At 50.2% G+C, this 15222-nt stretch carries 21 protein-coding genes; 9 read left to right on the top strand and 12 right to left on the bottom strand.

Going from position 1 to position 15222, the window contains the following annotated elements; all coding sequences use genetic code 11:
- Window positions 1–338 precede the first annotated feature (338 nt).
- The 7 genes from leuC (at window position 339) to KK083_RS28010 (ending at window position 7200) form a co-directional block, all read left to right on the top strand.
- Complete coding sequence (gene leuC, locus KK083_RS28040; protein WP_254169459.1) at window positions 339–1748, top strand: 3-isopropylmalate dehydratase large subunit; 1410 nt, start codon at window positions 339–341, stop codon at window positions 1746–1748.
- 36 nt (window positions 1749–1784) lie between these two features.
- Entirely contained in the window at window positions 1785–2372 is a 588-nt protein-coding gene (leuD, locus tag KK083_RS28035) for a 3-isopropylmalate dehydratase small subunit (protein WP_254169458.1), read from the top strand.
- 7 nt (window positions 2373–2379) lie between these two features.
- Window positions 2380–3480, top strand: a complete 1101-nt coding sequence (leuB, locus tag KK083_RS28030; protein ID WP_254169457.1) for a 3-isopropylmalate dehydrogenase — start codon at window positions 2380–2382, stop codon at window positions 3478–3480.
- 25 nt (window positions 3481–3505) lie between these two features.
- The gene (locus KK083_RS28025; RefSeq protein WP_254169456.1) at window positions 3506–4666 is read left to right on the top strand and encodes a 2-isopropylmalate synthase; all 1161 of its coding nucleotides are present in this window, start codon (window positions 3506–3508) and stop codon (window positions 4664–4666) included.
- A gap of 108 nt (window positions 4667–4774) precedes the next feature.
- Window positions 4775–5218, top strand: coding sequence for a hypothetical protein (locus tag KK083_RS28020; RefSeq protein WP_254169455.1), 444 nt, complete (start codon window positions 4775–4777; stop codon window positions 5216–5218).
- Between the two features lie 166 nt (window positions 5219–5384).
- Window positions 5385–6473: a glycine cleavage system aminomethyltransferase GcvT gene (gene gcvT / locus KK083_RS28015; RefSeq protein WP_254169454.1), complete on the top strand. Its 1089-nt coding sequence runs from the start codon at window positions 5385–5387 to the stop codon at window positions 6471–6473.
- 19 nt (window positions 6474–6492) lie between these two features.
- The gene (locus tag KK083_RS28010) at window positions 6493–7200 is read left to right on the top strand and encodes a 2-phosphosulfolactate phosphatase (RefSeq protein WP_254169453.1); all 708 of its coding nucleotides are present in this window, start codon (window positions 6493–6495) and stop codon (window positions 7198–7200) included.
- On the opposite strand, the gene KK083_RS28005 is transcribed toward KK083_RS28010, so the two are convergent.
- The 4 genes from KK083_RS28005 to KK083_RS27990 all read right to left on the bottom strand — a co-directional run bounded on the left by KK083_RS28005 (window position 7146) and on the right by KK083_RS27990 (window position 9836).
- Entirely contained in the window at window positions 7146–7433 is a 288-nt protein-coding gene (locus KK083_RS28005) for a hypothetical protein (RefSeq protein ID WP_254169452.1), read from the bottom strand. The genes KK083_RS28010 and KK083_RS28005 overlap by 55 nt on opposite strands.
- Window positions 7433–7759, bottom strand: a complete 327-nt coding sequence (locus KK083_RS28000) for a nucleotide pyrophosphohydrolase (RefSeq protein ID WP_254169451.1) — start codon at window positions 7757–7759, stop codon at window positions 7433–7435. The genes KK083_RS28005 and KK083_RS28000 overlap by 1 nt, the downstream gene beginning before the upstream one ends.
- 137 nt (window positions 7760–7896) lie before the next feature.
- Window positions 7897–8391: a hypothetical protein gene (locus KK083_RS27995; RefSeq protein ID WP_254169450.1), complete on the bottom strand. Its 495-nt coding sequence runs from the start codon at window positions 8389–8391 to the stop codon at window positions 7897–7899.
- 68 nt (window positions 8392–8459) lie between these two features.
- Complete coding sequence (locus tag KK083_RS27990; RefSeq protein ID WP_254169449.1) at window positions 8460–9836, bottom strand: saccharopine dehydrogenase C-terminal domain-containing protein; 1377 nt, start codon at window positions 9834–9836, stop codon at window positions 8460–8462.
- A gap of 56 nt (window positions 9837–9892) precedes the next feature.
- Here KK083_RS27990 and KK083_RS32580 point away from each other — a divergent pair, with 56 nt between their 5' ends.
- Window positions 9893–10027: a hypothetical protein gene (locus tag KK083_RS32580; RefSeq protein WP_262899629.1), complete on the top strand. Its 135-nt coding sequence runs from the start codon at window positions 9893–9895 to the stop codon at window positions 10025–10027.
- Window positions 10028–10218: 191 nt separating this feature from the next.
- On the opposite strand, the gene KK083_RS27985 is transcribed toward KK083_RS32580, so the two are convergent.
- From KK083_RS27985 to KK083_RS27960, 6 genes are all read right to left on the bottom strand, one after another.
- Entirely contained in the window at window positions 10219–10896 is a 678-nt protein-coding gene (locus tag KK083_RS27985) for a M15 family metallopeptidase (RefSeq protein WP_254169448.1), read from the bottom strand.
- A complete protein-coding gene (locus tag KK083_RS27980) occupies window positions 10893–11408 on the bottom strand; it encodes an O-acetyl-ADP-ribose deacetylase (RefSeq protein WP_254169447.1) in 516 nt (171 codons plus the stop codon). Before KK083_RS27980 ends, KK083_RS27985 begins: the two co-directional genes overlap by 4 nt.
- Window positions 11405–11857, bottom strand: a complete 453-nt coding sequence (gene dtd / locus KK083_RS27975) for a D-aminoacyl-tRNA deacylase (protein ID WP_254169446.1) — start codon at window positions 11855–11857, stop codon at window positions 11405–11407. Before dtd ends, KK083_RS27980 begins: the two co-directional genes overlap by 4 nt.
- Before the next feature lie 70 nt (window positions 11858–11927).
- Window positions 11928–12569, bottom strand: a complete 642-nt coding sequence (locus KK083_RS27970; RefSeq protein WP_254169445.1) for an oxidoreductase — start codon at window positions 12567–12569, stop codon at window positions 11928–11930.
- Complete coding sequence (locus KK083_RS27965; RefSeq protein ID WP_254169444.1) at window positions 12566–12964, bottom strand: YkvA family protein; 399 nt, start codon at window positions 12962–12964, stop codon at window positions 12566–12568. The genes KK083_RS27970 and KK083_RS27965 overlap by 4 nt, the downstream gene beginning before the upstream one ends.
- A 31-nt stretch (window positions 12965–12995) precedes the next feature.
- Window positions 12996–13517: a DUF7935 family protein gene (locus KK083_RS27960; protein WP_254169443.1), complete on the bottom strand. Its 522-nt coding sequence runs from the start codon at window positions 13515–13517 to the stop codon at window positions 12996–12998.
- Between the two features lie 68 nt (window positions 13518–13585).
- Here KK083_RS27960 and KK083_RS27955 point away from each other — a divergent pair, with 68 nt between their 5' ends.
- On the top strand, window positions 13586–13903 hold the full coding sequence (locus KK083_RS27955) for a HesB/IscA family protein (protein WP_254169442.1): 318 nt from the start codon (window positions 13586–13588) through the stop codon (window positions 13901–13903).
- 154 nt (window positions 13904–14057) lie between these two features.
- Here KK083_RS27955 and folB read toward each other — a convergent pair whose 3' ends face one another.
- Window positions 14058–14417, bottom strand: a complete 360-nt coding sequence (folB, locus tag KK083_RS27950) for a dihydroneopterin aldolase (protein ID WP_254169441.1) — start codon at window positions 14415–14417, stop codon at window positions 14058–14060.
- 76 nt (window positions 14418–14493) lie between these two features.
- A complete protein-coding gene (locus KK083_RS27945) occupies window positions 14494–15216 on the bottom strand; it encodes a DivIVA domain-containing protein (RefSeq protein WP_254169440.1) in 723 nt (240 codons plus the stop codon).
- Window positions 15217–15222 lie beyond the last annotated feature (6 nt).

Below are 15222 nucleotides of genomic sequence, written 5' to 3'. Positions count from 1 at the left end.
CAGGCAACTGGCAACAGGCAACTGGCAACCGGCAACAACTTTAAACTTCAAACTTTAAACTTCAAACTTCGGCCCTGCCGGCAACCAAACACTTGTTCTTCGATTGAAAAATTTTTGCGATTTTCATTGATGCTGCCTTCACTTTTTGTCATCTTCGTAAGTCACAAAAACGTAATTTTGAATTAACATTCAGCAATCGTTGTAATACAGACACTGAGCCACCGTCCCGTCCTGAGTACCAGGGCGGGACGGTTTCGTTTTAAGGAATCCTGAACGAACTAACAGTTGTTATTATTAGAAAACGTGAAAAAGAAAGCCGCTGAGTTAAACCATAAAAAATGAGTAATTCACCAAAAACACTGTTCGACAAGATCTGGGATGCACACGTGGTAAAGCAGAGCGAAGGATACCCGGATGTAGTATTCATTGACCGTCATTTCATTCACGAAGTTACAAGCCCCCAGGCATTCGACGGGCTCCGTAAAAGAGGTATCAAGGTCTTCAATCCGTCACGCACTACAGCAACGGCCGACCACAACGTTCCCACCAAAGATCAGCACCTCCCTATCAAAGAAGCGCTGTCGAGACACCAGGTAGAGACCCTGCGCAAGAACTGCGCTGAGTTCGGGGTAAATCTCTACGACCTGGGCCATCCCTTCCAGGGCATCGTTCACATCATCGGTCCCGAGCTTGGTCTTACGCTGCCGGGAATGACCATCGTATGCGGCGATAGCCACACATCTACCCACGGTGCCTTTGGCAATATCTCATTCGGTATCGGCACAAGCGAAGTGGAGCAGGTGCTGGCAACACAGTGCATACTTCAGTACAAACCCAAGCGCCTGAAGATCGAGATCAACGGCAAGCTGGCAAAAGGTGTGCTGGCAAAAGATATTATCCTCTACATCATTTCCAAGATCTCTGCGAGCGGTGCTACTGGTTACTTCGTTGAGTACGCCGGAGACACCATCCGCAATCTCTCCATGGAAGCGCGCATGACCATCTGCAACATGAGCATAGAAATGGGTGCACGCGGCGGGCTGATCGCTCCGGATGAAACCACCTTCGAATACATCAAGGGAAGGCAGTTTGCTCCGAAGGGCGAACATTTTGAAAGACTGGTAGAGCAGTGGAGACATTTGAAAACCGACAAAGGCGCCGAGTACGATAAAGTGCTGGTATACGATGCCGCAGACATTGCTCCCATGATCACCTACGGCACCAACCCCGGCATGGGCATCAAGGTAACAGACCGGATCCCTACGGTGGCAGAGCTAAAAGACATCAGCGAGCAGACCTCGTTCTCGAGGTCGCTGGAGTATATGGGCCTAGAGCCTGGAAGCCAGCTGCTGGGTAAAGCCGTTGACTACGTGTTTATCGGAAGCTGCACCAATGCCCGCATCGAAGACCTGCGCCTCGTAGCCCAGATGGTGAAAGGCAAGAAAAAGGCACCCAACGTTGAAGTATGGGTTGTTCCCGGTTCGAAGCAGGTGGAGCAACAGGCCCGCAAAGAAGGCCTCGATAAAATTTTCGAAGAAGCAGGTTTCGAGCTTCGTGAGCCCGGCTGCTCGGCATGTCTCGGCATGAACGAAGACAAGATCCCCGCAGGCAAGTACTGCATCTCCACTTCCAATAGGAATTTCGAGGGAAGGCAGGGACCTAAGTCCAGAACGTTTCTGGCAAGCCCGCTCAGCGCTGCCGCTGCAGCCATTACGGGAAAAGTAACAGACGTACGCGAGCTGGTATAACGATCAGCGATTTTGACGAATAGACCGATTGTTGAGATGAGCAAAGAAAAATTCACAACTCTGAAAAGTGCGGCAGTTCCGTTGCCGATTGAGAACATCGATACCGACCAGATCATTCCTGCGCGGTTCCTGAAAGCCACCACACGCGAAGGCTTCGGAGAAAATCTTTTCCGCGACTGGCGTTACGATGGCGAAGGCAAACCGAAGGCCGACTTCGTGTTGAACGATCAGACCTATACTGGCAAAGTGTTGGTGGCTGGAAAGAACTTCGGATGTGGCAGCAGCCGCGAGCACGCAGCATGGGCTATCTATGACTATGGCTTCCGCGTGGTGATCTCCAGCTTCTTCGCCGACATCTTCAAGAACAATGCCCTGAACAATGCGCTGCTCCCCGTTCAGGTATCGGATGCCTTCCTGAAAAAGGTCTTCGAGGCCATCCGTAAAAACCCTTCCACCGCCATCACGGTTGACCTCCAGAATCAGAAGGTAGTGCTGGAAGACGGCACCTCCGAAAATTTCGAGATCAACGCCTACAAGAAGACATGCCTCGCCAACGGCTACGATGATATCGACTACCTGATAAGCCTGCGCGACGAGATAAAACAATTTGAATTAACCCACTAACCCACTGATGAAGAAAAAAATAACCATACTGCCCGGCGATGGAATAGGCAAAGAAGTTACCGCCTGTGGTAAAAAAGTATTGGAGCAGATCGCCGAGTGCTTTGGCCATGAGTTTGTTTTTGATTACGGCCAGATCGGTCATGAGGCCATCGAAGCAACGGGAACTCCACTTCCCGATGAAACGCTGGCCAAGCTGAAAAAATCAGACGCCATTCTCTTTGGTGCCGTAGGACACCCCAAGTACGATAACGATCCTACATTGCCCGTAAGGCCCGAACAGGGATTGCTGAAGATGCGCAAGGAACTGGGTCTCTATGCCAACCTTCGCCCCATTAAATTGTTCGATGAGCTCCTCGCAGCCTCCAGCATTAAACCCGAGATCCTGAAGGGAGCCGATATCCTGTTCTTCCGCGAGCTGACGGGAGACGTGTACTTCGGCGAACGTGGAAGAAAGAACGACAACAAGACCGCCTACGATACCATGATCTACTCCACCTACGAAGTGGAGCGCATCGCACACAAGGCTTTCAAGGCAGCGCAGACGCGGCGCAAGAAAGTTACTTCTGTGGATAAGGCCAACGTGCTCGAAAGCTCACGCCTCTGGAGAGCCGTTGTTCAGGAAGTGGCGAAACAATATCCTGACGTAACCGTAGAGCACATGTTTGTGGATGCCGCCGCCATGAAGCTCATCCAGAATCCGAAGAGCTTCGATGTGGTGGTTACCGGAAATCTTTTCGGAGACATTCTCACCGATGAAGCATCGCAGATCGCGGGCTCCATGGGTATGCTGGCTTCCGCATCCGTAGGCGACACCGTAGGTCTTTACGAACCGATCCACGGAAGTGCGCACGACATTACAGGAAAAGGTATCGCCAACCCGCTTGCCTCCATCCTGTCTGCAGCCCTATTGCTCGACATTTCTTTCGGCCTGCAGGAAGAAGCCGATACAGTGATCAAGGCAGTAGAAAGAACTTTGAAAGAAGGTTATCGCACAAGAGACATTGCAGATCCGTCAACCGCTCATGAGAAGATCCTGGGCACGGAGGTGATGGGCAATGTTGTGAGCAACCAGATCAGAATGATAGTTTCATTACCGGTAGAAAAATAAACCACAGGGAATTAAACAAAGAATTATGAGTCAGAAAATCCAGATCTTCGACACCACTTTACGGGATGGCGAACAAGTGCCCGGGTGCCAGCTGTCAACCGATGAAAAGATCATCGTTGCACGTGAGCTGGAGTTGTTGGGGGTAGATATTATCGAGGCGGGATTTCCCATTTCCAGCCCTGGCGACTTTCTATCGGTGATAGAGATCTCCAAGGCCGTGAAAGAGCCTGTGGTGTGTGCGCTGACCCGCTCCAAAAAAGACGACATCGACGTTGCAGGCGAAGCCCTTCGCTACGCCAAACGTGGAAGGATCCACACCGGTATCGGTTCGTCCGACATTCACATCAAGCACAAATTCAATACCACCCGTGAAAAGGTGCTGGAGCAGGGCGTGTGGGCCGTACAGTATGCCAAGAGCAAAGGTGTTGAAGTAGAGTTCTTCGCAGAAGATTCTGGCCGTGCAGACCTGGCTTTCCTCGCCCAGATGGTGGAAGCTGTGATCGCCGCCGGAGCAGACGTGGTAAACATTCCCGATACCACTGGCTATTGCCTGCCTGAGCTCTACGGAAAACGTATCAAGTATCTCTATGAGCATGTGAGCAACATTCACAAAGCAGTGATCTCCGTACACTGCCATAACGATTTAGGCCTTGCCACCGCCAACACCATCGCCGGATTGGCCAATGGCGCGCGCCAGGCAGAGGTCACCATCAACGGTATTGGCGAGCGCGCCGGCAACACTTCACTGGAAGAAGTGGCCATGATCATCAAAACACACAAAGACCTTGGCCTGCATACCAACATCAAGTCTGAAAGGATCTACGCCATGAGCCAGCTGGTTTCTGACCTGATGCGCATGCCGGTGCAACCCAATAAGGCGATCGTTGGAGCCAACGCGTTTGCCCACTCTTCGGGCATTCACCAGGACGGCTTCCTGAAAAATTCAGAGAACTACGAGATCATCAACCCCGACGAAGTAGGGGTGCCATGCTCTTCCATTGTGCTGACAGCCCGCAGCGGTCGCGCCGCGTTGAAGCACCGCATGGAGCTGCTGGGATACCAGACCACCAAAGCCGAGCTCGACGTTTTATACGAGAACTTCCTGGTAGTTGCCGACGAAAAGAAAAAAGTGGAGGATGAAGACCTGATAGCCCTGGCGGCGCAGATGCCCATCCTTGTAAAATAGTCTGAAGACCTTTGGTTAATGAGAATGCGGATGCCTGAGAAATTGGGCGTCCGTATTTTTTTTGTGCCTGTGCCGGCCGGCCCGTACCTTAGCGAAAAATTCAAGCACATGAACACATCTTTTTGGAAGCTCCTTTCCCTGTCGCTGATCCTCATCGCGTTCGGCTGCAAAGAAAAATCACATGAGCATGCGGATCACGACGCCACGGCGAGCGATGTTACAGACAACAGTGGCAACCAGGCACTGTATAATGAAGTGATGAAAGTTCACGATGAGGTAATGCCCAAAATGGATGATATTCACAGAACCAAGCAGCAGCTGAGAGAGAAGCTTGAAAAAGCAACCGCCGCAGAAAAACCCGCCATCGAAGCAACCATTGCCCGCCTCGATTCCGCCGGCGAAGGAATGATGGTCTGGATGCGCCAGTTCCGTCCCCTGCCCGACAGCCTCGGTGAAGAAAAAGCTCGCGAATATTTGGAAAATGAGATGGAGAAGGTGAAGAAGGTGCGGGAAGATATTCTGCAAGCGCTTGAGCAAGCGAAGAAGGAATAGAAGCCAGGAGTCAGGAGAGGAGCATCAAGACTTTGAATAACCGTGTACTAAAGTGGAAATCAAGGCATTGCCCGTTGATCTGGCGCTTCTGGCTTCTGACTCCTGGCTCCTGACGTCTTTTTTATTCACCAGCTTCTATTAGCTTTGTGCCACTTAAAAGTAGCTTATGGAAGTAAAACAAATCCCCCTGAACGATCTCCATGTTAAACTGGGCGGCAAAATGGTGCCTTTTGCGGGTTATAATATGCCTGTGCGATACGCTTCGGATATTGAGGAGCATATGACCGTAAGGAATGGCGTAGGCGTTTTTGACGTCTCCCACATGGGCGAATTCACCATCAAAGGCCCCCATGCCCTGGACCTCATCCAGCGGGTAACTTCCAACGATGCATCAAAACTGATTGACGGCCAGGCCCAGTACTCATCGCTGCCCAATGAAACCGGGGGCATTGTAGACGACCTCATTGTGTACAAGATCAAGGACAATGACTACCTCGTGGTGGTCAACGCCTCGAACATTGACAAGGACTGGAACTGGATCAGCAAGTTCAATACGAAAGGCGCGGAGATGAAAAATATCTCTGACGATATCTGCCTCTTTGCCGTGCAAGGTCCCAAGGCCGCGGAAGTGCTGCAGAAGCTGACCAAAACCGATCTCAAAACCATCAAATATTATCACTTTGCCATTGGCGATTTCGCGGGCGTTCCCAACGTGATCATCTCCAACACCGGATATACCGGCGCAGGAGGTTTCGAGATCTATGTGCAGAAGCAGCATGCAGAAAAAGTATGGAACGCCATCTTCGAAGCTGGAAAAGATAAAGATATTAAACCTATCGGATTAGGTGCCCGCGACACGCTGCGACTCGAAATGGGATTCTGCCTCTATGGCAACGACATCGACGATACCACTTCTCCCCTCGAAGCAGGATTAGGCTGGATCACAAAGTTCACGAAAGACTTTACCAATTCGGCCAGCCTCAAAAAGCAAAAAGAAGAAGGTGTAAAGCGCAAGCTCGTAGGCTTTAAGATGATCGACAAAGGTATTCCCCGTCACGACTACCAGATCAAAGATGCCCAGGGAAATGTGATCGGCAAAGTTACTTCCGGAACCATGTCGCCCATGCTGAGTGTAGGCATCGGGTTAGGATATGTTACCACACAACACGCCAATCCCGGAAGCGAGATCTTCATTGATGTTCGTGGAAAAAATCTGAAAGCAGCAGTGAGCAAACTTCCCCTGATCGGTCAATGATCGCCCGCAGAACAAGATCATGAAGACCATCGACGTTTGTCTCTCGCCTGACCTCATGCACCTTTACAATGTGCAAAACCACACCGTTGTTGTGGTGGATATTCTCAGGGCTACTTCGTGCATGACCACGGCCTTCGCGCATGGCATCGCCACCATCGCACCTTTCGCGCAGCTCCAAGACTGCCTGGCCATGAAAGAAAAAGGATATTTCACAGCCGGCGAGCGTGACGGAAAAAAAGTGGATGGATTTGACCTGGGTAACTCCCCCTTCGAATACCAGAACCCTGCGCTCAAAGGAAAAAATATTGCCTTTACCACCACCAACGGAACACAAGCCATTGTAAAATCACTGGGGGCGAAGGAGATCGTCATCGGCTCGTTCCTCAACCTGTCAGCTGTTGCTACGCATGTGCGTGAGTTGCCTTATGACATACTGGTAGTGTGTGCAGGCTGGAAAGGAAAAGTAAACCTCGAAGACACGCTGTTTGCCGGTGCTGTTGTTGAAAAACTGAAAAATGAAACGGAGCTCGCCTGTGATGCACCGCTGGCAGCCCAACACCTCTACAACCAGGCCAAGAACGATATGGTGGCATTTCTCAGCACCTCGAGCCACGTAAAACGACTGGGAAAACTCGGCATCCACAAAGACATCGAGTTCTGCCTCACACCTGATCAGTATGACGTGGTGCCAAGGCTGGTGGATAATGTGCTAACGGTGAGTCGATAGTCCATGGTCCATGGTCGATAGTCCATGGCCAATCCCTGAAAGACCGTCATCCTGAACGATGCAAGTGTGATGGCATTGCGCGAGTAAAGGATCCCATTGTAACGAAGCGCCCGCGCATAGAACAGGTGCACGAAATAAGTACGCAGTAACGATCTCGGGGTCCTTCGCTCCCACGCACCATCCGCACCGCTCAGGATAGCGCTGCTGTGGACCGTCGTCTGTGGACTCTTCATCACCTCAGCTTCGGGTTATCCTTATGCCTGTCCTTATCCCGTTGCGTTTTCTTTTCCAGGTTCTTCTCAAAAGCTTTCGTAAGATCAACACCGGTCTGGTTGGCAAGACAGATCAGCACCCAGAGCACATCCGCCATTTCGTCGGCCAGGTCTTTGGCTTTGTCTGATTCTTTTTCCGATTGTTCGCCATATCTTCTGGCGATGATGCGCGCTACTTCGCCCACCTCTTCGGTAAGCATCGCCATATTAGTGAGCTCATTGAAATAACGGACACCCGTGGTCCTGATCCACTGATCAACCTGTTGCTGCGCCTCCTGAATAGTCATTAGATATGAGATTTGATATATGAGTTCCCGATAGCTATCGGGAGAGATAAATGCAGGTCGAATATACGACATTCCCAAATCTCGCCCCGATAACTACCGGGTCTCAAATATCTCATCCCGATAGCCATCCGGACTATTTAGAGGGCTTTCTTGAAAGTCATCTTGTTTCGCTCTTCCATTTCCTGGGCGGCGAGAAACTTTTTCAGCTCTTCCTGCGACTGGCCATAAGGCAGCAGCTCGATCTTTTCCGCAAACAGGTCGGAGAAGAACCAGATGGAACCTGCCAGCATGGAGCTTGCAATAACCGTTGCCAGCAATTCAGGAATGGGAAGTTTCCAGGTGCCGTAGTAGAGGATATTGGTAGCAAATGAAGCCACGGCATAGATCTTGGAGGGCAATCTTTTGCCATTGAGGATGAACATGAGGATAGCAGACTCGATGGCCACAGCAAAAATCAGGGCGTGCGTCCAGTTGAAAGCTGTGATGCGCCACTCCCCTATCTGGAAGCTCATGTCGGCTGCACGGATATGTTCAAAGATGTACATGGTGTGGATGATCTGAGCCACCAGTACAAATACCAGCGTAAGAAACACAAGGGTTTCAGACTTCAGAAAATCAATGATCTTTTTCATCGCATTAAAAGGTTAGTTGGTTTTGGTTTGCTGTTTTTCTTGGCTAGTCGGGTTTAGTTTAATTTCTTTCAGTTCTCTACAGGATGACCTATCGGGTCCTCTTTATATATCTTCTTCTCTTCCACATGGAAAGCAACGCCCAGGTCGTCGAGCTCATTGAGGATCGGGTCGTAGATCTCTTTTTTGATCGGTGTATGAAGTCCTTTGATCTTGATGTTCTCCATCAGGATGGCTTTGGCCGCGGCACCTGTGGTGAGGCTGATGGCTTTGGCAAGCGCAGAATTACGCTGGTCTTCTCCCTGGGCGATCAGGGTGGCGGTGAATTTGTGCAGGCAATCCTTGTTGGTGTACTCCAGCTCATGGCGGAGAACTATACAATCCTTATCCTGCGGCTGCATGGCAAATTTCTTTTCCAAAAGATGTTGAAGGATTACCGCGGGTGTAATGTCCTTATAACCTTCGGGCCACTCATCGTCGAACAGTCCTAGCCATTTCAGCTTCTCAACGTCATCACTATTGGCGCCTGCATATTTTCTCAGAAGGTCTTCCAGTGAATCGTCAGGTGAGTATGGCAAAAGCGAGCGCAGGAAATTCCTGAACGAGCGATCGTCAAAGAGATCGATCTTGCAGGTAGTGTTGGTAAAGCCGAGCTTGATCAGAATATCCCAGATCCTTTCAAAACCTTCCCTTACGATCCGTCCTTTCGCCACGGTGTTTGCTTCCGTGAGCTCATAGACCTTGCGGCAATACAGGGCATCCTCTTCCGGGATGGCTACGGTATTTTTAAGTCCGGCAATGTGAAGCGGCTCACTTCTCCCGAACAGCTGCGGATAGGGAACGTGCTGCAACTGCCCGCCTACCAGGTGACGGTTATTACCTTTACCCATGTTGATGAGGTCGCCCGTAGGTTCTGTCAATTTGAACTCCCAGGGGTTGTCGATGCAGCTTTCCGCGATCAGGCTTCCACTATAGGTTTTGAAAGAAGAGATCTTTCCACCCTTCAGCTGAATATTGTCGATGATCTTTTTTGCCGTGATATGGTCAAGACCCGGCGTAAATCCGCACTCCACCAGCAACAACACACCGTTCTCTTCAGCCTGCGATTTTTTGGCGAACAGCTGACGGTTGAGTCTTGACGGAGCAACGAGTGGTTTGCCATGCGTGATGCAGCTATCGGCTACCTGCAACAACATAACGTCAGGCATCATACCGATCACGAGGTCTGACTTGCGGATGGCATGATCACATTGCCTGAAATCTGTAATGTTGATGAGGATGACATCGCTGCTGACCTTCTCCTCCTTGATGCGCTCGAGGCATGACTTTTCAAACATGCTGCCGATGCATGTTTTCCACCCATAACGTTTACCTTCGAGCACCAGGTAACGGATCAAGGGTATTGAAAACCGATCTGAGCTGAGCAGCAGAAGCACTGTTTTCATCATCGCAATAGGTCAATTGGTTTATGGTAGAAAGTTGATAGCTTTTAAACCAATAAAATATGAAGACTTCAGCAATACATTACATCAGCAAGAAAGCGGCTTTAGTGCGCCTTGCGGTTCTAGCTATGAATGTTATGACATACAAGCAGCTTATTGTCAAAAAGAACAACTTGATGGCAGAAAATTACCATTGATCGAAAGAAATAGATGTGAGATATGAGATTTGAGACATGAGATAATACCGGTGACGGTCGACGTAAAAATCTCGAATATTCGGCAACCAGTAGGTGAGGTGAGGCAATTTCGCTACACAGAAAAAGTATCGCGGATGTGAGATTTGATACAATAGACTACACGGCGCAGTCTCAAATCTCAAGTCTCATATCTATTTCTGCAGTTCCTCGAAGTCGATGTCCATCACCTCAAAATTCTTCCAGCCTTTGAAATCGTAGTGCCACCATTCGGAGCCGTTCACACGGAAGCCATATTTCTGCATGATGTCGATGAGCAGTTGGCGGTTGCGGCGGATCAACGGATCGCTTACCGGCGTAGAAGGCCACGCTTCTTTTTTAAACGAGTCATATTCCGTAGGCATCTTCAGCTCCTCTCCCGTTTTCAGATCGATAACCGTGAGATCGAGGGCACAACCGCGGTTATGTCTTGAACCACGATAGGGTGACGCAACGTAGGTGGTATCGCGATAGACCTCGTAAAATTTGATGGTTGCCTTATACGGACGGTAGGCGTCGAACATCTTGATGCCCAGTCCCTGTGGTTTCAGCTCTTCCTGCACCTTCTTCAACGCTTCCGCCACGGGTCTGCGCGCATACGCCTTCGCCATGTTGTAGATCTTCTCATGCGTGAAGTTATTGGTGGTGGCATAACGGATATCCATCACCAGGCCCGGCACAAACTTCTCCAGGTCGATCAGCTCTTTTTGAGGATCGGCCTTGATGCTTTCCTTGTATTCCGGATACGCCATGGCTTTCAATCCGTATTTGTTCTGCGCAACAGCAGAGACTTCGATAGCCAATAAAAAAATAATGAGTAATAACCTGGTCATAATATTAGCGTTGAATAAAGATCAAAATTTTCCTGATCGTAACAGCAGAAAACAACTTTCTCTATCGAAAAATCTGTTTCCAAAAAATCCTTCACTGTATTGATAGCGATCACAGCAGCCTTGTCCTTAGGAAATCCATAGATGCCCGTGCTGATGTTCGGAAAAGCGATGGTCCTGATGCGATTATCCACAGCAAGCTTCAGGCTGTTCCGGTAAGCGTTACCCAGGATTCGTTCCTCATCTTTACCTCCACCGTTCCAGACGGGCCCAACGGTATGAATCACAAACTTCGCTGCCAGCTTTCCACCCGTGGTGATCACCGCTTCACCCGGGGGGCAGCCACCTTGTGCATTCCTGATGGCGCTGCATGCTTCAAGTATCGCGGGACCTCCCGCACGGTGAATGGCACCATCAACACCACCGCCACCCATCAGGCTGGAGTTGGCTGCGTTAACAATGGCGTCAACTTCCAGTTTTGTGATGTCTCCCTTAATGAGTTCGATGCGGCTCATACCTTATTTTTCGTATCGATGATAATGGTCACCGGTCCATCGTTCAGCAGGCTCACTTTCATATCGGCGCCAAACACGCCCGACTGAACGGGTTTACCTAACGCAGCCTCCACCGCTTTTTTAAACTTTTCATACAGCGGTATTGCCACGTCAGGCCTGGCCGCTTTGATGTACGAAGGCCTGTTCCCTTTTTTGGTGCTGGCGTGCAGCGTGAACTGGCTTACCACAATGATGTCGCCTCCATCATCTTTCACGCTTACATTCATTACACCTTCAGCATCGTTGAAGATACGAAGATTTACAAGCTTGGCGGCGAGCCAGTCGATATCCTCATCGTTGTCGGCCTCTTCAATACCGGTGAGCACCAGCAGGCCTTTGCCGATCTGGGCATGGATCTGTTTTTCAATTTCAACTGAAGCTGAAGAAACGCGTTGGACCACTACTACCACGGATCAGGATTTAGGATTATAGGATTTGCAGGATGAATGCACTGATAAAAATAACGAGTATAAACGAATATCAGAAACGTTGGAGGTCACGGGATTCGTGGATCCAGATGCCACGCTCTTCCTGGGTGGCGAAGTGGATCATTGCTTTCGCCACTTTGTCGGCGCCGATGGCTTTGTATTTCGCCGGGATCAGGAATCCGAAGACCTTATAAAAAAACTTGGCGGCTTCTTCGGCGGAGCGATGTTCTGCTCTTGGTCCAAGCAGCAACGAAGGCCTGAAGATATGGATAGCCCGGAATTGAAGTTTGGTAACAGCATCTTCGAGCTCGCCTTTTACCAGGTTGTAAAAAATGGAAGATTGTTTGTTGGCACCCAGCGCCGATACCAGCAGAAATTGTTTTGCTCCCTGCGCCAGGCTGAGACTTGCAAGGGCCATCGGGTAATCATAGTCCACTTCCCGGAATTTCTTTTCTGACCTGGCTTTGGCCATGGTGGTGCCGAGGCAACAGAAAACATCGTCGGCTTTCAGCTCATCTTTGAAGTCGTCAAGCCTGTGGAAGTCAACCTTTATCTGTACAAGCTTGGCATGATTCAATGGCAGGTCCGTACGCGTAATGGCTTTTACCTGGTCGTAGCGATCGCTGGCCAGCAGCAATTGCACCAACTGGTTCCCGATGAGGCCGGTGCTTCCGGCAACAAGCGCAGTTTTCATGAAGCAATGCGTGATTGTTCCCAGGCGAGGAACTTATCGATCTCTACGTTCAGGGTATTATACACCCACACCAGCACGGCGAAATCATCCGTAAGGCCTGCCAGCGGGATCAGGTCCGGAAGCAGGTCGAAAGGATTGACGAAATAAATGATGGCAGCCACCACGATCAGGAACGACTTCCAGGGGATCTCACGATAATGGCCCAGCGCATAAGCCTTGATCAGGCGTCCGAGCACGTAGATCCTGTCTTTTGCCGTGGCAGCATTAACGCCCTGCCAGTTCACTTCACGAAGCTTGGCGGCAAGGCGTGATAAAAGCAACATTAAACGGCCCGGCTTACCGGCCATACTGGCAGCTTTTCGCAGGGCAGCTGTAAAAAAGTTGTTGGTGATCATAGCGCGTATAAGGGAACAACGATCGTGCCGCCTAAAACGTGCGCTGGATCTCCTGCTTGAGCTGCGACAGGGCGTGCGCGAGGGGATCAACCGTTTTGAGCATGTTCTTTTCAAAGATCTTCTTGGCCAGATCAAGGCTGGTTGCATTTTCGCCCACCTCGCTGGCAGAATCGTTGATGGTGACGATGAGGTCTTCCTTGGCGTTTTTAATAAGCTCCCACACGGCCTCGCCGATGTAGACCTGCTGCGATACGTTGTGATTGTATTCGTTGCGCACTTCGGCCAGAAGCAGGTGATGAAATTCCCGCGCAGGCACCGTGGCGGTGTTGAGCCTGACCAGCAAATTCTGGGGTGCCATCCGCTCCAGGAAGAGGGTCATCCGTTCGTAGGCGTGAAGACGGCTTGGCAAAACGGTCTCGATACTGCGGCCGCGTACTTCCAGCTTCTTCAGCTCGATCTCCTTTTGCGTAAAAGAGCGAACCATCAGATAAGCCGCATACAGTACAACCGAAGCAGGGATCAGAATTTTGCCGAATTCAATGAGAGCATCCATAGAATAGAATTTATTGAAAGGGATTTGTGTTTGAAATTTAGATAATTTTGCGCCACAAATCTAAGAACATGTTTGACAACGTCCAGCCAGTAACAATTTCTCAAAAGGCTGCCGCCGAGATCAAGAAGATCATGGAGACCAAGAACATCCCTAAAGATTACGGGCTTCGGGTGGGCGTTAAAGGCGGGGGCTGCGGCGTTTCACTCATCATCGGCTTCGACAAAAGGAAAGCGTCAGACATGGCCTACGAAATATCCGATATCCCCGTTTACATCGATAAAAAACACACCATGTACCTGATCGGCAAAGAAGTCGATTTCCACGATGGCGAAGATGCGAGAGGGTTTCTCTTTACTAATCCAGAGGATGGGAAGGTTTCGGGCTGAGGTACCTGTCACTGGTTGCCAGTTGCCAGTTACCGGTTCGTGTAGTGTCCAAAAACTACTATCTGCTATTTATCAAATTGATTTTGAAATCATAAAGTGAAAGCCGAAGCCTGTGCTGAACTGGCCACCCGGCAACCGGTAACCGGCAACCAATTCACCTCTTCTTCACAATACTGATCGACGACTTCCTCACCTTCCCTCCTATCGGCGGGTTGATCTTGGAGATCTTTAGCTCTACCTGCATCACGGCCGGGAGCTGGAGGAGCACATTGCCTACAATTTTTTCTGCTACGGTTTCGAGAAGCTTGGAGGGGCGTTCCATTTCATCTTTCACGATCTGGAACAAGGTCTCATAATTCACCGTGCCTGTCAGCTCATCTTTGGCGGCGGCTTCCGAAAAATCGGTCTCGACGGCGATGTCTACCTCGAACCAGTTCCCTGAGTTGCGCTCGTGCGGATAGACGCCGTGAAAGGCATGAAACTCGAGTCCTTCGAGGGCTACTTTTCCGGTCATGAGAATGAAAGGTTACAAATTAAGCGTAGCAAATGTAAACGTTCTGCTTATCATTCATACGCCTTTCCGCTGCCTTTTAACCGATCTCGTCGAAGAAGGATCTGTGCATTTTTTTGACAGGGGCCTCTGTTACGGTGTGCTCCAGCACGGGAGCGGGTTCCTGTACCGGCTCAGGTTCGGGCTTTGAAGGCGGAGCAGGTGTCTCTGCCTGGTAGTTGGGAAAAATGATCTTTTTGGCCTCGCGTTTTACGGCGTTCAGGTGCTTGTCGGCGTCAAAATCGCGGGTGATATTACGGAAACGTTCCACCCTGTCCATAATGTCTGTGGCCATCCTTTTCAGCTCACTGAGCAGGTCTTCACGCGACGATTCCAGTTTCTTGTAGTTATCCACCAGTCCTTTGAGGCGCTCTTCCATGTCGGCAACAACTTCCTTCGACCGGGTCTCGGATTCTTCGATGGTATCTTTGGCTTTTGTCTTTGCCTCGTTGAGGATGGCGTCGGCCTTGATCTGCGACTCGCGCAGGTGAAGCTCTGCGGCCTTCCGTGCCTGGTCTATAACGTTCGCTCCTGTGTCTTCGGCGGTTTTCAGGGTCTTGAACAATGAGCTCTCCACCTCGCGCAGCTTGCCTACCTCACGTTCTGTGGTCTCCAGCTTGATCCGCAGCTCCTTGTTCTCATCCATGAGACGCTCCCATTCCTGCGAAAGGGTGAGCAGAAAAGCGTGTACCTCGTCCTTTTCGTAACCCCTGAAATTTTTTTCAAAGGTCTTTTGCCGTATTTCGAGTGGTGTGATCTTCATATATCA

Origin of the sequence: Chryseosolibacter histidinae (assembly GCF_018598225.1) — a bacterium.
Taxonomy (GTDB): Bacteria; Bacteroidota; Bacteroidia; order Cytophagales; family Cyclobacteriaceae; genus Chryseosolibacter; species Chryseosolibacter histidini.
This window is presented reverse-complemented; position numbering and strand designations above follow the sequence as displayed.